Annotated in this window: 8 protein-coding genes and 1 pseudogene; 3 read left to right on the forward strand and 6 right to left on the reverse strand. The window is 56.8% G+C overall.

Annotated elements, in window-relative coordinates:
* Positions 1-101: 101 nt before the first annotated feature.
* The 6 genes and pseudogenes from ABID19_RS33670 to ABID19_RS33695 form a co-directional block, all read right to left on the reverse strand.
* A pseudogene (locus tag ABID19_RS33670) lies at positions 102-233 on the reverse strand (diaminobutyrate--2-oxoglutarate transaminase); the annotation flags it as partial.
* A 543-nt stretch (positions 234-776) separates the two neighbouring features.
* Positions 777-1226 (reverse strand): group II intron maturase-specific domain-containing protein, encoded by a 450-nt coding sequence (locus ABID19_RS33675; RefSeq protein ID WP_354494813.1) that lies wholly within the window; start codon positions 1224-1226, stop codon positions 777-779.
* A gap of 519 nt (positions 1227-1745) precedes the next feature.
* Entirely contained in the window at positions 1746-2984 is a 1239-nt protein-coding gene (locus ABID19_RS33680; RefSeq protein WP_263807201.1) for an ATP-grasp domain-containing protein, read from the reverse strand.
* Positions 2985-3342: 358 nt separating this feature from the next.
* Complete coding sequence (locus ABID19_RS33685; RefSeq protein WP_412177322.1) at positions 3343-3564, reverse strand: hypothetical protein; 222 nt, start codon at positions 3562-3564, stop codon at positions 3343-3345.
* A gap of 477 nt (positions 3565-4041) precedes the next feature.
* Complete coding sequence (locus tag ABID19_RS33690) at positions 4042-4734, reverse strand: 4'-phosphopantetheinyl transferase family protein (RefSeq protein ID WP_263807200.1); 693 nt, start codon at positions 4732-4734, stop codon at positions 4042-4044.
* A gap of 519 nt (positions 4735-5253) precedes the next feature.
* The gene (locus ABID19_RS33695) at positions 5254-12516 is read right to left on the reverse strand and encodes a type I polyketide synthase (RefSeq protein WP_263807199.1); all 7263 of its coding nucleotides are present in this window, start codon (positions 12514-12516) and stop codon (positions 5254-5256) included.
* 1549 nt (positions 12517-14065) lie between these two features.
* Between ABID19_RS33695 and ABID19_RS33700 the strand changes: the two genes are divergently transcribed.
* From ABID19_RS33700 to ABID19_RS33710, 3 genes are all read left to right on the forward strand, one after another.
* Positions 14066-16177 carry an acetate--CoA ligase family protein gene (locus ABID19_RS33700; protein WP_263807198.1) on the forward strand — a complete coding sequence of 704 codons (2112 nt, stop codon included), beginning with the start codon at positions 14066-14068 and terminating at the stop codon, positions 16175-16177.
* A gap of 85 nt (positions 16178-16262) precedes the next feature.
* Entirely contained in the window at positions 16263-16802 is a 540-nt protein-coding gene (locus ABID19_RS33705; protein ID WP_263807197.1) for an enoyl-CoA hydratase-related protein, read from the forward strand.
* Between the two features lie 188 nt (positions 16803-16990).
* Complete coding sequence (locus ABID19_RS33710; protein ID WP_263807196.1) at positions 16991-18154, forward strand: acyl-CoA dehydrogenase family protein; 1164 nt, start codon at positions 16991-16993, stop codon at positions 18152-18154.
* Positions 18155-18282 lie beyond the last annotated feature (128 nt).

The following is an 18282-nucleotide window of genomic DNA, read 5'->3' on the forward strand; positions in this document are numbered from 1 at the left end:
GGCGCATCCCGCCCGACATTTCGTGAGGATAGTTGTTGACGCGGCGCTCGGGGTCCGCGATGCGGACGAGACGAAGCATCTCTTCGGCCTTCGCCGTGGAAACCATTCTCGTCTCCGAGAATGGCTCCTGCGGCCTTCCTGAACACGACAGGAAAGGATCGCGAATACGACCGCACGTTCGATTCGAGATTTTCGAAGGCAAATAGCGAGTTGGAGGTACACTCTTGAACCATAATCTTCCTCAACCCAAACCGGCCGAACTCGACCGCAAATGCCTCTTGGCCGCGTTCGCAGATCCGTCGAGGGGACCAAAGATAGAAGCTGCCGGGTTTAAGACGTCGTCTTCGGCAGACGGGCACCCCCAACCTACCCTAATCCTCGCGCCGCATAAAGATATTTTGTGTTAAGTTTATTTTTCGAAAGCTTTGTGAAAGTGGACATATCGTAAAAAGCTTGGATATAGAGCATTTTGCATTTGATCTTGAGCAGCATATTGTGCGCGCTCTCCAGATAACGTTGGTTAGCCGGGGCCACCGAGCCAGATGGTGCTGCCCTATCACGGCCAGGTTTCTCACCGCCGTGAAGACGGCGCGTGGCGACGACATGGCGACACGATCCGGCAGCCCAAAACCGAATTCAGGAACAGCGCCACCGACCAGTTCTTAGACAGCACGCAAGGTGGTGACTTGGCGCACAGTGAAGCGCTTCGGCTTGGGCGCCAGACGCACCCCAACCCCGCTCTCCGGAATAGACTGGGTCTAGGACGTGGTTACGATTTAAGGATTGGGGATTCGATCGGGATAGGGGGACGCCTCGCGGCGCCGCCCATCCCACACCACCGGGCATACGGGTCCGTACCACGGCGGTTCGATCGGATTAAGCTTGGGCAGAGACATGAAGTCGAGGGAGACCGTGAGACTCGAAGTAATGGTTGCGCAGAGCTTGTTGGACCGCCGGGTGTCCTGACATGCGCCAGAATCCCGTCGGTGAACCGGCGGCAACCGCAGCCGAACTTTGGTACGCCATGACGACGTGGTTCCTTGAAGCGGTTGTGCCCGTTCCCCCACTGCCGCCAGAGATACATGCGTAGATCTCCGGCGGATCCACGCTTCCAGATGTGTGAGTACTCGAGGCGTCTGACAGAAGCCGAAGTAGCCGCCCCAACCGATAAGGTATGGCTTCAACTCTTTGATCATCTGCGGCAGACTGAGTCCCGTGTCCGGCATGTCATGTCCCGGATCAGCGCCTTGAATTCGGCGACAGCCTTTGGCGCGATGCGCCGCTCGCTCCCGTCATTCGAGATGCTGAAGCCAAGGAACTTCCGCTCCTCCGGTCGCGCCACCGCGCTCTTCGCCTCGGGTCGCGCGTCTCAGCGTCGGCAACGAACGTCGAAGTCGGCGTGTACATGGCGTAGCGCAGGCGTGTACATGGCGTAGCGCAATTGTCGTCCCACCCCGTCGCGCTGAGCACCGTCAAATATCGCGATCACTCTGCCGGCAATGGAGAATTTAGGGTAGGGCCTGTCCGCGCACAAACCTGGCGAACTCGGATCTGCTTGCGTCCCCGAGCGCACGATCTAATCTGCCCCCCGCCGATAGTGCGTCACACACATCGGCCAGAAAACGCTTGTCGCTTGCACACGAGTGCCGCCTTAATGTCCTCCACAGGATGGAAGTTCCCACAAACGAAGATAAGCATCCTCGTCGACCTACGCTGCGGAGAAGACGAGGGGTTGCAGCTTGTTCCTATTCGCCAAGCGTCGAAAATGGTGTGATCGACCAATCGATCAAGTCGACGGCACGCTGAAGTATCGCCTCGGTCCGAGCAAGATTGGGCGAAGCGGCGATGACATGTCCGAGCCAGTCTCGGTAATCGCCGTTCCTGACGATCGGCGTCTTGCGTTCAACATAGAATTTGACTTCGGCAACACCTGGTACACCAGCCGCCCGACTGTCACCATCTATGCAATCGAGGATGCCATCGCGATCAGGCAGTAGGAACCGCGAGCTCGCAGTCTGCGAATGCCGTCTGCGCAAATTACATTCCTCGCCGATGGCAAGCTTCACGTGTTCACCGATGAGATCGATACCGTAAGCCAGCTGAACCAGTTGAGGACTGGGCGTACCAGCAAGACGCGGATTCACTTCAATGACGACTGGGCCACGCTTTGTCCAACGGAACTCAATGCAGGTTGGCCCCCACCCAAGGCCGAGAGCTCGCAAACAGCTTAGAGAAACATCGACGATACGCTCATGTTCCTCATCAGTCAGCTGGGCCGGAAAGCTGCTCGCACAAAATACAAAATGCGGTAGCGGCCCCGGGTCGCCGGCTTCAATCCCAATGACCTCATTTCCCATTATCTGAGCGAGATAATATGGGCCCTGTGCGAATTCTTCGACCAGTATCCTCGGCGATGACCGCCACATGTGCTTCCCGCCCAATAGATAGGTCGTGTGTTCGGCCAACTCATCGACGTTGCGGCACAAACGGACACCGCTGCTGCCGCTGCCGACGGCTGGCTTAACAATAACCGGCAGTCCCATCTCCGCGGCAGAGCTTTCTACATCCGTCGCATTCGCGGCCAAGCGATAAGCAGGCATTGGAACGCCGCCCTCCGCGAGGAGCTGACGTTGAACGAATTTGTCACAACATCGTTCGATGGATACGGGGTTCGGTCCAGGTAGATCGAAATGCCGGCAGAGCTTGCCAACCGTTGCAGAGACCCACTCGTCGACGCCCGCAAAGCCAGCGATGCCAGCAATGTCATACGCCGCACGTAGCTGGCAACATTCGCGGATCAGCGTATCGAGATCGTCTGTATCGACACGGATTGCCTCACTTCTTTCCGCCGCAATATAGTCGTACTGAGCTGGATCAGCCGAAAGGGTAATTGCATGAAGACCAAGACGCTTGGCCGCTTGGACGTATCGCAGACCATTACCTCTTGGATGGCCTTCAACCAGGATAAATGCTCTTCTTGCCATTGGCTGGTAACTCCGAGGTTGAGTGCGATGGGGCGGCCCAAGCCGAAGCCGGAATCAGCTTTTTAGCTTTGCCTGACCTCAGACTTTGGCTTAAGGTACTATTATTGGCGGTGTGGGGTTACAAAGTTTCTGTGAATTTGTTTGAAGGATCTGTTGCAGTGTTTTGATTCTGGCTGTCTGGCACGGAGTGTCTCGATGAATTTCGCAGGGTTGCGATGCTCAGGAGACGCCGCAGCCGGCCGAGTCGCAGAGGCGTATAGCGCGTCGATCTGGGAGAGAACGTATTGCCTCACCCTGGAATGCTCCCGAACGATCTTTCCGTTGCCTCACCATAATGTTCCCCTGGGCTGGGATTCGATCAATGCACGATCAGCTCGATTGCCGGCTCCACGTGCATTGGGCCGAACACCATCGCGTGTGCCTTTTCCTTCCGCCAGATCTTCAAGCGCCGCTGCAGCGTGCGCAGAGGCGGATCAAGATATTGTCCCGGCTGCTCCGCCTGCAGACACACCAGTAATTCGCGGCTCGTCCGCCAAGGCTCTTCGTCGAACCACGCGCGCAACTGGCCTGTGACCTTCATGAGCGGATCCGGTCGGCGACGCCCTCGCTTTTGCGTCGACTTGGCTCGGACGGTTGGGCGGACTTCCCCTTCTTCCAAGAAGGGACTGTTCAGACCTGTGCCCGCTCGATGCGGAACAGCACGACCCCGGGCGAGGCAATGTTCCAGCAAGTGGAGAGGTTGTGTCTGGGGCAGTGCAAGGCGTTGAAACGCGTATCGCTGACGCCGCACAAGCCCGCGCTGAGGATCCGCCGGCTGGAATCGGCTGTCTCTGGCCCGGAGCTGCTGGCGCTCGCCCGCACCCACTCAGCAGGAGGCAAGACGTTGTGCCTCGATCGCTAGCAGAAATGCCGGTTTGACATCTCCCCAATAGGGATATCAGGTGTGGCGGTGGCTCCCAGATTTTATGATGTTCATAGCTAAAATCACGCACGGGGGACCTGATTACCTCGAAAAGATAAGGCAGAAGGGAGATCGCTATATTTACATGCGTTTCGGCTAAGCACACTTGCTTCGTACCCGACGCACGGCTAGCCAAGTTAATACCCGGTCGGCGGTGATATTGAAGCGGATGTCATAGGATTCGCCCGCAGGTAACTCGCGGCAAAGGGTTTGTGTTAGATGCAGCCGCAAGCATCCGTCTGAAGGGGTCGTCCGTAGTTCAGCACAGTCGAACCCAAAAAAGCGCCGCACCACCGGGTACAGTCCTTTGAAGAGTGTTTCCTTTGCCGAAAAGAGCAGCGTTGCCAATCGATCTGGAGGGATCGCCGTCTGTCGTGCAATCAAGGCACGTTCACACTGGTTAGCCGTCATGCTCAGGATCGATTCCAGCGCATGGCCGCTGGCTATTGCCTCGACGTCGACACCGACTTGCCAGCCTGGATCGCCTTTGGCGAAACAGGCGCAATGTCCCCGTGCGTGGGTTATTGAACCAACAGAGCCTTTTGGCCAGACTGGGGCGCGGTCGGAACCGATGGGAATCTCGGTAGTATGTTGGCTCAGCGCCTGCAAGGCCGAGTGCGCCATTGCGCGACCGGCCAGAAATTCGGCACGGCGTAACGGTAGTGCCTTGGACAAGCTGGGAGGGACGGCCAAGGCAAGCTTATGAAACAGATCTTCGGTGTAGCTCTCGAAATCGAACCGGCCATGCACAAGAACCGCATCGACGTATCCCGTGTCGTGCAAGGTCACGTCTCTAAGAAATCCAAGCGAACGGGCAGAAAGAGCAATGAGGTGCCTGACGGCTGAGGCGCGCATGCGGGGGGCCGCGCTCGCCGCCACAGGGCCCAGCCTAGACACCATCGCCGTTGACCCAGTGATCTGCCCAATTTTGATCGATTGATGATCCAAGGCAGGAGTATGTGGCCCGTTCTGACGCCAGCCCGACATCATAGATCAGGATCGCGACCGCTAGGCACCAACGCTGTGGAATCGCGCCGAAATGAAGATGGGGATGGCCGTAGTCTTCAAACTGCGACCGAGTGATTGAGAAATAACCAAGAGAGAAGCAGAATGTGCCTGTGCAGCCTGTGCCGGGAAGCTGGCTAATCCCCGTCGGCCTTGCAGTCGAACGGGTCGTGATGGGTTGATCGTTGCTGGATTGTCCAGTCGGTGTGCAGCGGGCAGCTGTCCGCACGCTTTGCCAGATGTCACAGATAGCATTGCACGGCATGATGCTCCCGCCGTTTCTGCGGCTATTGCGACTGACGGTCATGTCTGGCAGATTCGCTCGTAGAGATCGCCAAAGTTTTCTGCCTTAAAGATCTCATCCAGTCGAGGCGGCCTCCAGCGGGTGCTATTTTTTAACCGAAGTTGGAGTGCTGTGGCGAGAAGGCTATCTCCCCCAAGGTCGAAGAAGTTATCTTCGAACCTTACTTCCGTGGCTTTCAACAACGATTTCACTTCCCTGAGGAAGACGTCCTTCAGATCGTCGCTTTGAGCGTCCTCGTTCACCTTTCCGACTTCTTTCGGCGAGGATTTGTTGTCTATGTCCGGGCCGCAGTTCGAAATTGTCCGACCTTGCTCGCTCCATTGCCTTATACGAGGAGGCAACGGCCGCGTCGCTATGATCACTTGGCTGTTATCGACGCTTGCCAAGATGCGCTCGATGATGTCAATTCCTTCGTCAGGAGTCAGTGCCAGATCCCTCGCTTTGGACGACGCGTAAGCGGAAGTCACTTGCCCCTCGTCGTAGGAGTAATCCCAGTCATCCCAGTTGGAACTTATCCACCGGACACCGGGTTTGCCGAACATTTGGCGCGCAAAAGCGTCCATGAACCTGTTGGCCGCCGCATAAGCGGCCATCGCCGGTCCGCCGAGGATGGACGCAAGGGACGAGAAAAGGAACACGAACTCCGGTGATTGCGCGTATACCGAGTGTATCCGCTGGACCGCACGGTAAAGGTTGCGTGTCCCCACGACTTTGGTGGCGAACTCACCGGCAGAGGTCGTGTCGTTCATCTCTGAAAGGAACTTCAAATGGCCCAGTCCGGCGGCGTGAAAAATACCGTCGACCCGTCCGAATTCTCGAACCGCGGCATCGAGCGCACCCAGCAGACTGTCGAAATCCGACACGTCGGCCTCGCGAAGAACCACCCGGCCCCTTGCGTCGTCAAGCGAGGCCAATCGGCGCATCCAGCCATTCTCCTCGACATTGGCGGACTTCCAGTCCAAAGCATCGGGCACCGCACGGCGGGTTATAGCGACGACCGTCGCCCCAAGAGTTATGAGATGTTCTGTCAAGGAAAGACCGATCCGCCCAAGAGCTCCTGTTATCACATAAACGCCATTCCGTCGCAGGATCTCCGTTCCGGGAGCTTGTGCGGCAAGCGCCAACTCGGGGAAGTGCGGCACCCACCGCCGGCTCCCGCGTAGCGCGACGAGCCCATTGGGACCAGGCACGTCACGCCCGATTTCAGCGACCAGCCGATCGCTGATCCCCGGATCGTCGATGTTCAGGTCGACAACACGACAAGTGACGGTCGGGTTCTCCTGGGGCAACACGATGGCGGGACCGAAGATGCAAGCCTTTTCGGGATCAACCGGTTCGTCACCGACTTGGGCCATCCGGTCACCGACAATCCAGACGTCGACCGGAGTGTGGAATGTCAGGGTAGCGAGAACTCGCGCTAAATCGAGTATAGCGTCATAGTTCCGCAAAAGATCAGTCTCCACTGTACCGGGATCCCGGGACTGGTCGGCGCAGCCGCTCAGGTGCCAGAGGCAGACAACGCGGTCAGCGGGACGATCCGAGGCGATCTCGGCCTCGAAGAGCTCCTTCAGGCCTTCTCGGGTAGGATCAATCGTGATGATAGATCCCTCGGCTTTCATGGGTGGGTTCGATGATTTGACTCGTCGGCAAACACGAACAACCTCATGATTCGCCTCCTCCAATCGCTGCGTGATGCTGTTTGCCAGCGCGTCGCCCACGCACTTCAGTTTCCCGGAAGGCTGATCGGCGAGTACCACCCAACGCTGCGTCTTTGTATTGCAATTGCGGATCAGCGTGCGGGGAAGCAATTGCTCTGTCCAAGTCTGGGCATAGGTGAATGCCTCTCCCCTGCGCCGCTCACGCTCGTCCGTGTGTGGCAGAAGCGGCGGACCAGCAGACTGGATATCCGGCCAGCAACGGTGGCGATCAAACGAGTATGTCGGAAGGGAAATCCGCCGGCGGGATGCCAAGGGTTCTAATTGATCACTGGCTCGATTCCAATCCACCTCTACACCCAAGGACCATAGCTTCCCAAGACATTCCAGAATGGCATGGCGGTCGTTGAACTCTTGGTCGTTTTTGTCTCGTGCGGCTGCTACAATTGCCGAAATTGTGATCTCATCATCATCATCTGGATTGATCGCTTCATGTGCGAAACGCGCCAGATTCGACGACGGCCCAAGGTCAATAAGTGCAGTTGCACCGGCCGCCACAATGGCCGACAAAGCGCGGTCAAAACGGATCGATCCGCGTGCTTGCCTACTCCAGTAGGTCACTGGTAAGGGCACTTTCGGTCGGTGCAGATATCCCCCTGAATTTAGAGCTATCGCCAAATTCGGTGCTTGCCGCTCAAGCGCGCGGACATGTGCGTCAATAGTTTCACCCGCCGGCTTCATCAAAGGAGAATGGCTGGGGATGCCAGCTGTGTTGAGGATCTGGTTGGGAACCTCTGCTTTTTCGAGCTCTTGATGAAGTCTTTCAATCAGTTCCCGCTTTCCGGTAAACACGACACTGGATTTGGAGTTGACGACTCCGACACTGATCTCCCCAGCTTCAGCCCGGTCACGCCAAGCGTCCTCCTCGAGAATGCGTTCAGCCTCCTCTGGGCTGCATCTGACCGCAAGCATAGCGCCGTCGACACCTAGATTCGCCATCGCGCGACCGCGCGCAACCATTAAGGCTATAGCGTCGTCCAATTTCAGAATGCCTGCTAGGGTGGCCACGACGTATTCGCTCATGCTGTGTCCGACAAGGTAATCGGGATGCACGCCACACGCTTCCAGCAAACTTGCCATGGCGTATTGCACGGAGAAGATCATGACGTTGATTTCTTCGAACGATGCGTTCGCGTAACCGTCGGTTTCCCCAAATACCAATGCCTCCACTTCACAACCCAGGATGGGGCGAGTAGCGGCAGCACACTTCAAAAACGGCTCGCGAAAGTCAGTAACGTGTTCGAACAGATCCTTGAACATTCCCGCGTGCTGGACACCGCCGCCCGGCAGCATGAACGCAATCGACGGTGAGGAAAGAATTCGGTTAGCCGTTCGATCCGCTTCTTCCTCTAGCCTCTTGATGGCCATATCTAAGTTGCGCGCCACAATGACGGTTCGATAATCGAAATGGCATCGTGCCATCCGGAGCGTATGGGCAACGTTACCGAGATCGACATCCCGGTTGCGCCGCAGGAATATAGCCAAGTTCTGACAAGCTCGGATTAGCGCTGACGGCGTCTTGGCGGATAGACACAAGGCATGGGAACCCCGCGCGATCGATCCGGGCCAAGACCTTGCGTTGTCGCTGTCCCATTCCTGCAGCACGACATGGCAGTTGGTTCCGCCTATTCCGAGGCCGGTGACTCCGGCGGTTCGCAGCCGTCCCTGCGGACGGGGCCAGGATCTAAGCTGCTCGTTTACGAAGAAGGGCGTGTTCTCCAGACCCAAATCTGCATTCAGTCGATTAATGTTGATAGTCGGGGGGATTACCCCATGCTGAAGGGCGAGCACTGTTTTGATAAAGCTCGCGACCCCGGCGGCGGCATTGGCATGGCCAATATTCGGTTTAATTGACCCCAGCGCACAGGCGTTTCCCGTTTCCTCTTGCCCTGCGAAGGCCTCGGCAAGAGCCTGAACCTCGATCGGGTCGCCGACCTTAGTGCCAGTCCCATGAGTTTCGATGTATTCCACGTCTTCAGCGCCGAGTGCTGCGGAGGCGAGCGCTTGGCGCACAACAGCGGTCTGGCCTCGCGCGCTAGGCGCTGAGTAGGACGTTTTGGAGCGGCCATCGTTGTTAATGGCACATCCTTTTAATACTGCTTTAATTGGATCGCCCGCCGCGAGGGCCTCTTCGAGGCGCTTAAGAACGACGACGCCCACTCCATCTCCGATCACCGTGCCACTGGAATCGGCATCGAAAACTCGGCACACACCGTCCGAAGAATTGATGAAGTCTTTGACATACTGGTAGCCCGCTTGAGGAAAAATGATGCTCGCCGCGCCGGCCAGCGCCATGTCGCAATGGCCGGCCGCGAGTGACTGAGCAGCCACCCCGATTGCCACGAGCCCTGTTGAGCATGCGGTTTGCACCGCGATGCTCGGGCCGTTGAGATTCAGCATGTAGGACACGCGCGAGGCAAGATAGTCCTTATCATTGCCGAGTTCCGTCAGCAAAGCGAGCGGAGCGTTGTCGGGATCGACTAGGCCGCCTCCGTTCAAATGGTGTAATAGGTAGAGGGGGAGGTACGAACCGGCAAATACCCCGGTCCGTCCCTCATGCTGGGTTGGCGCATATCCGGCCGACTCGAGCGCCTTCCAGCAGCATTCGAGGAACAGGCGATGCTGTGGGTCCATTAAAGTTGCCTCATGACTCGAAAGGCTCCAAAAATCCGGATCGAAAAGGTCCACACCGTTGACGTGGGCGCCCACCCGCACGTAGTCTGAGCTTTTCAGGACAGCCTCCGGAATGCCCTGGGCCCTGAGTTCCTGCGCGGAGAGCGTGGCGATCGAGCAGACCCCTTGGCAAAGGTTTTCCCAGAGTGCGTCGACCGTCTCCGCGCCGGGGAAGCGCGCGGCCATACCAATCACCGCAATGTCCATACCGGGGCCGCGTCGCCCGTCGAACGCCTTTAGATCAGCCCTGCCCGCCGAGACTTTCGGTGTGTTGGAGAGCTTCCGGTTTGGGGGACGTCGCTGCTCGCCGCCGCGCTTGCGGAGAAGAGCCGCGAGTTCGTTAAAAGTCGGGTTGAGGAAGACCTCCACGACCCGGAGCTCCACCTTCAGACTCCCACGAAGCTGCGTGCAGAGACGGGCAGCCAGGAGGGAGTGTCCGCCGCAGTCGAAAAAGTTATCGGTCGGATCAGCGGGTTCGGCCTGGAGAAGGTCGCACCAGGCTGCGCGAAGTGCCGCCTCGACGTCGTCGGCACCTGTCGCTGGAGTGCAGGCCGCTTCTGCGACATTGCGGAGGCGCGACCGATCAAGTTTCCCGTTGGCCGCAATGGGTAATTCCCTCAGAGCAACAAACTCTGACGGGATTGCGTAGTGCGGCACCTCAGATTTCAGATGCGCCCGCAAAGAAGCCTGCCACCCCTTCCACTGACTCCGCAAGACTACATAGGCGATCAGCCGATCAGACTGACCGGAAGTCGGATCGAGCTCCGGCACAACGGCTGCAGAGCAGACGCCGGAGTAGCGAAGCAAAGCAGCTTCTATAGACCCGGGGACGACGCTATATCCTCGGATCTTCACCATGAAAGCGCAGCGCCCAATAATCTCCAACTGGCCGCCGGACAGCATGCGGCCAAGATCGCCAGTGCGGAACATCTTGCCATCAGCGCGGAATGGATCGGCAAAGAACCTTTCGCGTGTCATCTCCGGGCTGTCGAGATATCCATGAGCCAAGACATCGCCGCCGACAAAGACGTCGCCCAAAAAGCCCAGTGGTACGGGGTCGCGTTGCTCCCCGAGGATATAGACACTGGCATTGTGCTGAGGCGGACCGACCGGGACGACCTTTTGTATTGTCGCAGGATCAATCTCACTCAAGTCAATATGCGCGACATCATGTGCCTCCACCGCGCCGTAGTAATTGATGATTCTGACGTGCGGCAGCGCATCCCTCACACGTATAAGCAACGCCGCTGTTGTCACCTCCCCTGATAAATAGATCATTTGGAGATCCGGAAGGCGGGAGGGCACATCCAAGGAACCGCTGCTGAGAAGCACATCAAGCAGTGAAGGCGTTAAGAATGTTCTGGAAATTCGATTTCGTTCCAGGTAGTCGACCAGCTGGTGCGGATCGTAGATAGTTTCGTCAGGGATCAGATAGGCTGGAATCCCGGCGAGGATCGGCCGCATTATCTCCCAGACCAAGAAGAGATTGACCGCCTCACGCTCATTCGGCGCGTATGGCAGCGCGCAATAGCGCCACTGGTGAGAGGATACAGCGCTACGGTGAGGGCAGACGACCCCTTTCGGTTCACCAGTCGTGCCGGACGAAAATACAATCTGGGCCGGCGCATCGAGATCTACCGGTTTGGGAGTCGCCGGACTGGGCGTCCCTATTTTTACTTCCCAACCCTGATCGAGCGACAGCACAATACCGGGCCAGTCAGGCGGAAGGTTAGCTGCGAAGCGGTTGTTGGTGACAACGATTTCAACAGATGCCTTCTCAAGTATTCGCTGTAGCGCGACCATGGGCTGCGCTTTGTCAAGCACGACGTAAGCCGCCCCTGTTTTAAGAATGCCGAACAGCGCAACGGCGTATTCAGGTGAAGTATCCATTAGGATACCCACGCGGGAACCTCGGCTCTGACCATGTCCGAGGAGGTGTCTGGATAGAAGCTCGCTCAGGTCGTCGAGCTCACCGTACGTCAAGACCCCAATCTCTGAGACGACGGCAGGGGCCTCCGGTTTGAGGGCCGCTTGTTTGCGAAACTGGTCATGCAGTGGTAGTTCGGGATAAGGTAGGGCCTCGCCAATTCGAATGGAAACTGGGAGTTGTGCCTTTACCTCCCCAACTTCACGTAGGAGGGTAGATACCACTTCTGCCGTCATGGAATGGGTATAAAAGTGATCACCATCAAACATAATCCGGGCGAAGCGCGACGTCGTAAGCCGACGCCATTCGTCCAGGTCATTGGCATTGATCGTTTCGTCTTGCACTCCCCCCATTGCGGTGATCGTCGCGTTGATAGGCGTTGGTAAGTCCCGGTCGTACGTCTCCGCAAGTTCGAAGTCAGCCCGCAACGGCGGCAAGATGAAGTTATGCAGGAGTTCCTCATTTGCCAGCGTCTCCTTGGGGACCAAGCCAAGGATCCGGACCACATCGGTTAACTTATCATCCACGTATCTATACATTGGCGGCTCATCCGCCGGCACAACCGCCGACTTGTGAGCAGACACGACAACATGGAAGGGAGATGGCCGACGGGCCTTCTCCAGGGAACGGGCGATCTCGTAAGCAACGAGGGCACCTACGCTATGACCGAAGAAAACAAAAGGCCGGTCGCTGTACCCGCGGAGCGCCTCAGTGACCATGGGTACCAGTACGTCCATGCTGCGGATGGCAGCCTCCTCTGCCCGTTTGCCGCGCCCGGGAAGATCCAGGCAAATAAGCTCAACGTCATCGGGGAGATAGCCAGACCAGGTACGGAACGACTGGACGCCACCACCGCCATGCGGAAAGCAAATTATGCGATACGATGGGTCAAGTGATTTCTTCACGATGCTCAGAAGTGCCGTGCTTTTATTGCAAACTTTTTCCATTTTTTCAGACTACTCTACTTCAATTCAGCTTGAAATACAGGCCTCTTTTTGGAGGCGGTTCCGGAAAGTTTCATGATTAGGCCGACACGCTTGTGCTTCGCCTCATTGACAGCCACGACGCATCCGAATTCGTATGGATCGTCGAAGATGAGGCGGCCGACGGGTGCGGGAGCGCTCGGCAAGGCTCCAATGGAAGTCGCTTGGCTGGGATGTATCTAGCAGAAACATATGTCACTCTCTCGACCTGATCCATCCATAGGACTAGCGCGGCATTCTTGGTGTAGACGGCATCGCCCGCATCGTTTTCTCCGAAATAAGCCAGTGACAATCCGCGATCGGGATGATCTTTCTTCGGCCCGAGGCTAAATCTTTCGACACTATGTGTACCACTGACGGGAAGACGTGTTGACAAAAGTTTTGTAATGTTATTTTAATTGCGCTTAACAATTTTACGATATAAATTAATTAGCTATAACTATTTGCTATCACTATGTTATAATTTTGCGAAATGCATATACTTTTATTGTTTGCAATATTCGTCATCGCACCAGCCGCAGGTGAGGCGTGCCGGCAGAAGCGCCCTTCAGCCGAAGGCTCGCCCGCGCCGTCCTTTGGTCTTACGCTCTTCATAGGTGGACGACTTGGGCCGGCGCGGCGGACAAGGGCCAATCAGTCAGAGTTGTGTTGCAACATTTTTGTTGCTCGTGAGCGGCAAGGAATCCTTCAACCATTTCGGAGGGTTGCGACGTTCAAAGCCACCAGTTCGACCAACCTGTGATCCTGGTTTGAGCGCGCTGGTATCGCCTCCTGGATCAGCCTGGGATCAAACATCCAAGTGAAGTCGCTTGCCGATGCTCCTATGCGGTACGTTCAAGCACTCATTGGGCGAAGCACCTTCCCTCTGCGAATACCAGCCATTTTTGGAGCCATTCAAGTCCAATCCTGGCCCCTTCCATGGCCACCGCTCGGCCAGATGGTGCCCGAGTTCTAATGCTGTATATCTCGCCGATCAGCGGTTAACGAGGCTGATTGTACATTGCAGGTCTGCCGCGCTGAGCAGGCCAACAACGGTTCCATCAAGCTAGGCGCATCCGACAATCGGGATCCTTAGGCGGGTACTGCATTGAAGCTCGAGGATAAACATTTGATACCTGCCAAATTATGTAGTTTGTGTTACGAATATTAAGCTTTTAAGATATGGATGTATTTAATATAAATGACGCATTAATTTAATGTGTTATAGTGTTAAATTTATAGCCAAGCGAATATTATCTCCTTGCCCGCCATAATATTGACCAGTTTCAATCGCTCACCTTTACATAAGGAGATTTATCTCTATTTTCTGCTGAAGGAATTGGAACGCAATGGAGTTTTATCGGCATGACGGCTAACGCCGCGGCGAGAAGGTGGGAAAGCGGAAGATGTTGTTGACGCTCCTCAGCCGATCGGAGCCTTCGGTATCACGGAGGCGCCCTGAGAGCTTGGAGGCTCGTGCCTCGCAGTTTGAGCTGGCGTGCCGTGCTGTCGCCACCATCAGGGGAGTCTAGTCTTGAATTACAATAGCGTACGGGAGACCAGGCGAGAACGTCTCAAACGCATGTTGGTGCCGCAGAGTGCGGTATTTATCGGTGGAGCGTCGACGGTACCCGCAATAGACTATTGTCGTGCGCGCGGATTTCGCGGAAATATCTATATTGTCAATCCTCGCCGCGATGAAGTGGCGGGCATTCCCTGTGTGCCCAACGTGCGCGATCTTCCGGAGATACCGGACGTCGCGTTCCTGGCTGTACCGCGAGAAAACGTGGTCGGCGTTGTACGTGACCTATCGGGGATCGGTGTGGCAGGTGCGATTTGCAACAGTTCTGGCTTCTCCGAAATGCGTGGCGGAGAAAGGTCGCAGCGCGAGTTAGTAGCCGCGGCCGGTGAAATGCCGATTATTGGGCCGAATTGTCCCGGCGTTGCCAACTTTGCTGATCGGTCCGTTTTCATGATGGATCATTTCGGTGTCCATGACGAAAATGGCAGCGTCGCCCTCATAAGCAATGGAGGCTCGTACCTCTCCGACCTGGGCTGTGCCGACCGGTCGCTGCCGCTGGCCTACTCCATTGGGCTCGGCAATCAGGCGATGGTAACTGTAGCCGACATTATGGATGTGGTTCTGGATGATGAACGCATTCGAGCGGTGAATCTCTATTTAGAGGGCATTAAAGACGCGGCCGTCCTCTCCGCTGCAGCTCTCAAAGCGGCGCGCAAGGATATTCCAGTGGTCGTTATCAAGGGCGGCCGAACAAGCGCGGGTCGTCGAGCGACCGAGTCACATACCGCTTCACGAGCGGGCGATGATATCGTGACGTCCGCGCTGTTTAAGCGACTCGGATTTGTCGAGGTTCGCACTCCGACTGAGGCGTTGGAGACGCTGAAAATGCTGGTTTACGCTCCCAGGATGAAAGGACGTCGTACGGCATTTGCAACAAGTTCGGGCTCTTACGCGGTGCTTGGCGGCGACATTGCCGAATTCAATGGACTTGATCTGCAGCCGCCCTCGGCGGAGGCGGCAGCACAGCTTGAGAAGTATCTGCCGCCCTTTGTTCATGCTGCCAATCCTCTCGACATCTCTTCCGGGCAATCTGCGGGCTTCGACGGCAATCTAAATATCTATCGGGCATACTTGTCGGATGATCGGGACGTGGCTCTGAGTGTGATGTGCTTCCCACCGGAGGGCGGCTGGGATCCACAAACCTGGAACGTCACCACCAAGGCATTCGCGCTAGCAGCACGCGAGCGGCGGATGCCTGCTGCTTTTGTCAACACTTTGCCGGAAGCGTTACCGAAAAGCGTTCGAGAGAGGATGATAGCGGACGGATTGGTCCCGCTGCAGGGGATGGAGGACGGGATCCGCGCCGTGTCAAATGCGGTGCGCTCGTCGGAACTGGCGGATGTCCTTTCTCAAAGGACCGACGAAGAAATTCTCGTACCAAGGTACCGGACTGGTCTGACCGAAGAGATCGCTTTCGACGAGGCATCTGCGAAAGCCGAACTGGGTGCATCTGGCATAGCGGTGCCTCGCAGTGTCGTGGTGACACCAGATCAAACCGGTCGGCTGGACGAACTCGACTTTCCAGTGGTGGTGAAGGCGCTTGGCGCAGGACTGGCACGCAGAAGCGAGTTGGGTGCTGTTGTGCTGCGTTTGGGCACTCCCGATGAGGCGTGGCAAGCCGTTCGCAGCATGGCAGAGAGGTTAAAGAAAACGTCCCCGAAGGTTTCCGTTTCGGACTTCCTGGTCGAAGAGATGGTAAAGGATGGTGTCGGCGAGTTCCTTGTAGGCATACGCAGGGTAGACGGGATAGGTCTTGCCCTAACCATCGCCATGGGTGGCACGGAGGCGGAGCTCCTGCGAGACACTGCCACGATCCTGTTGCCCGCCTCGCGTAAAACGATTGCCGAGGCCCTGCGCAGTCTAAAACTGTTCCAGCTGCTTGACGGTTGGCGAGGCCGGGCGAAGGGCGATGTCGATGCGGCGGTCGACGTCATCCAAAAGTTTGCCCAGTTCGCCATCTCAAACGGGGAGCGGTTCGTCGAAGCCGAAATCAATCCGCTGATCGTGCGCCCCCAGGGGAAGGGCGTGGCCGCCGTCGATGCGGTAATGCGTCTTGCCTGGTAGTCAGCGGCATTGATCCTTGTCCTAGCGAAGGGTGAGAGAACAATAAGATCTATGATCGCGCAATGATTGGATACAGGAGAGTTAAATGAGCGAGGACTTCAGCCAAGTTCTAACTGAGCGCCGGGGCCACATCTTGATCGTCACTATCAATCGGCCCCAAGTCAGAAATGCATTCGACATTGGCACGACCGTGGCGATGCAGGCAGCGATGGATCTTCTTGATGGGGAGGAAGATCTGTTTGTAGGCGTGCTTGCCGGCGCGGGGGGCAATTTCTCGTCTGGCATGGACTTGAAAGCGGCAGAAAGAAATGGACCTCCTCCAGCACTTGAGCGCGGGGACTTTGGAATCATGGGACGTCCGCCGTCAAAGCCACTAATCGCGGCGGTTGAAGGCTACGCGCTTGCCGGCGGCTTTGAGACATGTTTGGCATGCGATATGATTGTAGCAGCACGCGACGCCAAGTTTGGCCTGCCCGAGGTTCGTCATAACTTGCTGGCGACCAAGGCGGACGAGAAGCAGTTGATACAGCTGCCGATAGCTAAAAAGGTGTTCAATTCCGAGGACGAGCGTGAGGGCCTGCGGGCCTTCGCCGAAAAGCGAAAGCCTGTGTGGAAAGGACGGTAGTCCTCGAGGCTGTTGCTTCTTGGCATCGTCACAAGGGCACTGAGACGGCTATCTGTCCGATTAGAAGCCCTCATCAATGGGTTGCCACACAGACTTAGATCAGCGTCAGCGCCCTTCATTCTTACTCTCCCTTCATATTAGCCGGGCAGGCATAACGTCACCGAGAAAAACGCAGAAAGAACTGACTGATGGACTTTGAACTTACCGCGGGACAAAAACTCATCTACGACACCGCCAGGGAGTTTTGCGAGAGGGAATTGATCCCGCACGAAGCGTTGCTGGAAAGGACGGGCGAGCTTCCACACGAGCTAGACCTGGATATCCGCCGCAAGGGTATGGAGATCGGCCTTCATGCCTGCAATATGCCCGAAAGTATCGGCGGCGGCGGGCTCGACTGTGTGTCGATGACGCTTGTGGAGAAGGGCCTGTCGCGCGCTTCGACTGCATTGGCAGAGTGTGTGCGTCGGCCCAACAATATCCTGGCGGCATGTGGAGGGGAGCAAGTTGCTCATTTCCTGGAACCCGTCATGCGCGGCGAGAAGCGCGAATGCATAGCCATGTCTGAACGTGATGCAGGATCGGACCTGAGGGGAATGAAGACACGGGCCGTCAAAGAGGGATCCGATTGGGTTATCGATGGAACCAAGCACCTTATTGGAAATGCGCGGCATTCTCAGTTTGTGATCCTCTTTGCCGTGACCGGCGAAGATCAAACGCCGACTGGAATCAAGAAGAGAATCTCTTGTTTCCTCGTTGATCTGGATACGCCAGGGCTGATAGTCGCCAAGGGCTACGAGCAGTTGGGCCACCGGGGTCATTCCAATGACATCCTGCATTTCGACAATGTCCGGGTCGGCGGCTGGCAGATGGTTGGCGAGGAGGGGGAGGGTTTCAAGGTCGTTAACGACTGGCTTGGAGCGGGCCGCCTTTCCGTCGCCGCCGTGTGTCAGGCGCGCGCCGAGCGGGCCTTCGAAGTTGCGGCCGACTACGCCGCCCAGCGCCGGCAACTCGGCCAGCCGATCGGCAAGTTCCAGGGGATAGGTTTTCCGCTGGCTGACATGGCAATCGATATCCGGCTTGGCGACCTCCTCCTGATGAACACGGCATGGAGAGTTGATCAGAAATTTCCTTCGGTCGCTCAAGACTGCGCCATGGCAAAGGTATGGTGCTCCGAAATGCTGGGGCGCGTTGCGGATCAGGCAATCCAGACCTGCGGTGGCATGGGCTTGATGACTGATCTTCCGTTGGAGCGGATCTATCGTGATGCACGCGCTGAGCGGATCTGGGAAGGCACCTCTGAGATCCAGCGTCACATCATCAGCCGGGAACTCATGCGCGAGAGAGGTGCATGAGTGATAGCAATTACGCCTGCGAGTACAGTCGTGCAGCTAAGCCGGCATAGGAATTGCACCTCGCCGTCGGGATGATGCTGTCACCACAGTCCCGTCCTGGGCATTTGAACTCAACATGCCGAACTGAG

Source organism: Mesorhizobium robiniae (assembly GCF_040545535.1).
GTDB classification, from domain to species: domain Bacteria; phylum Pseudomonadota; class Alphaproteobacteria; order Rhizobiales; family Rhizobiaceae; genus Mesorhizobium; species Mesorhizobium robiniae.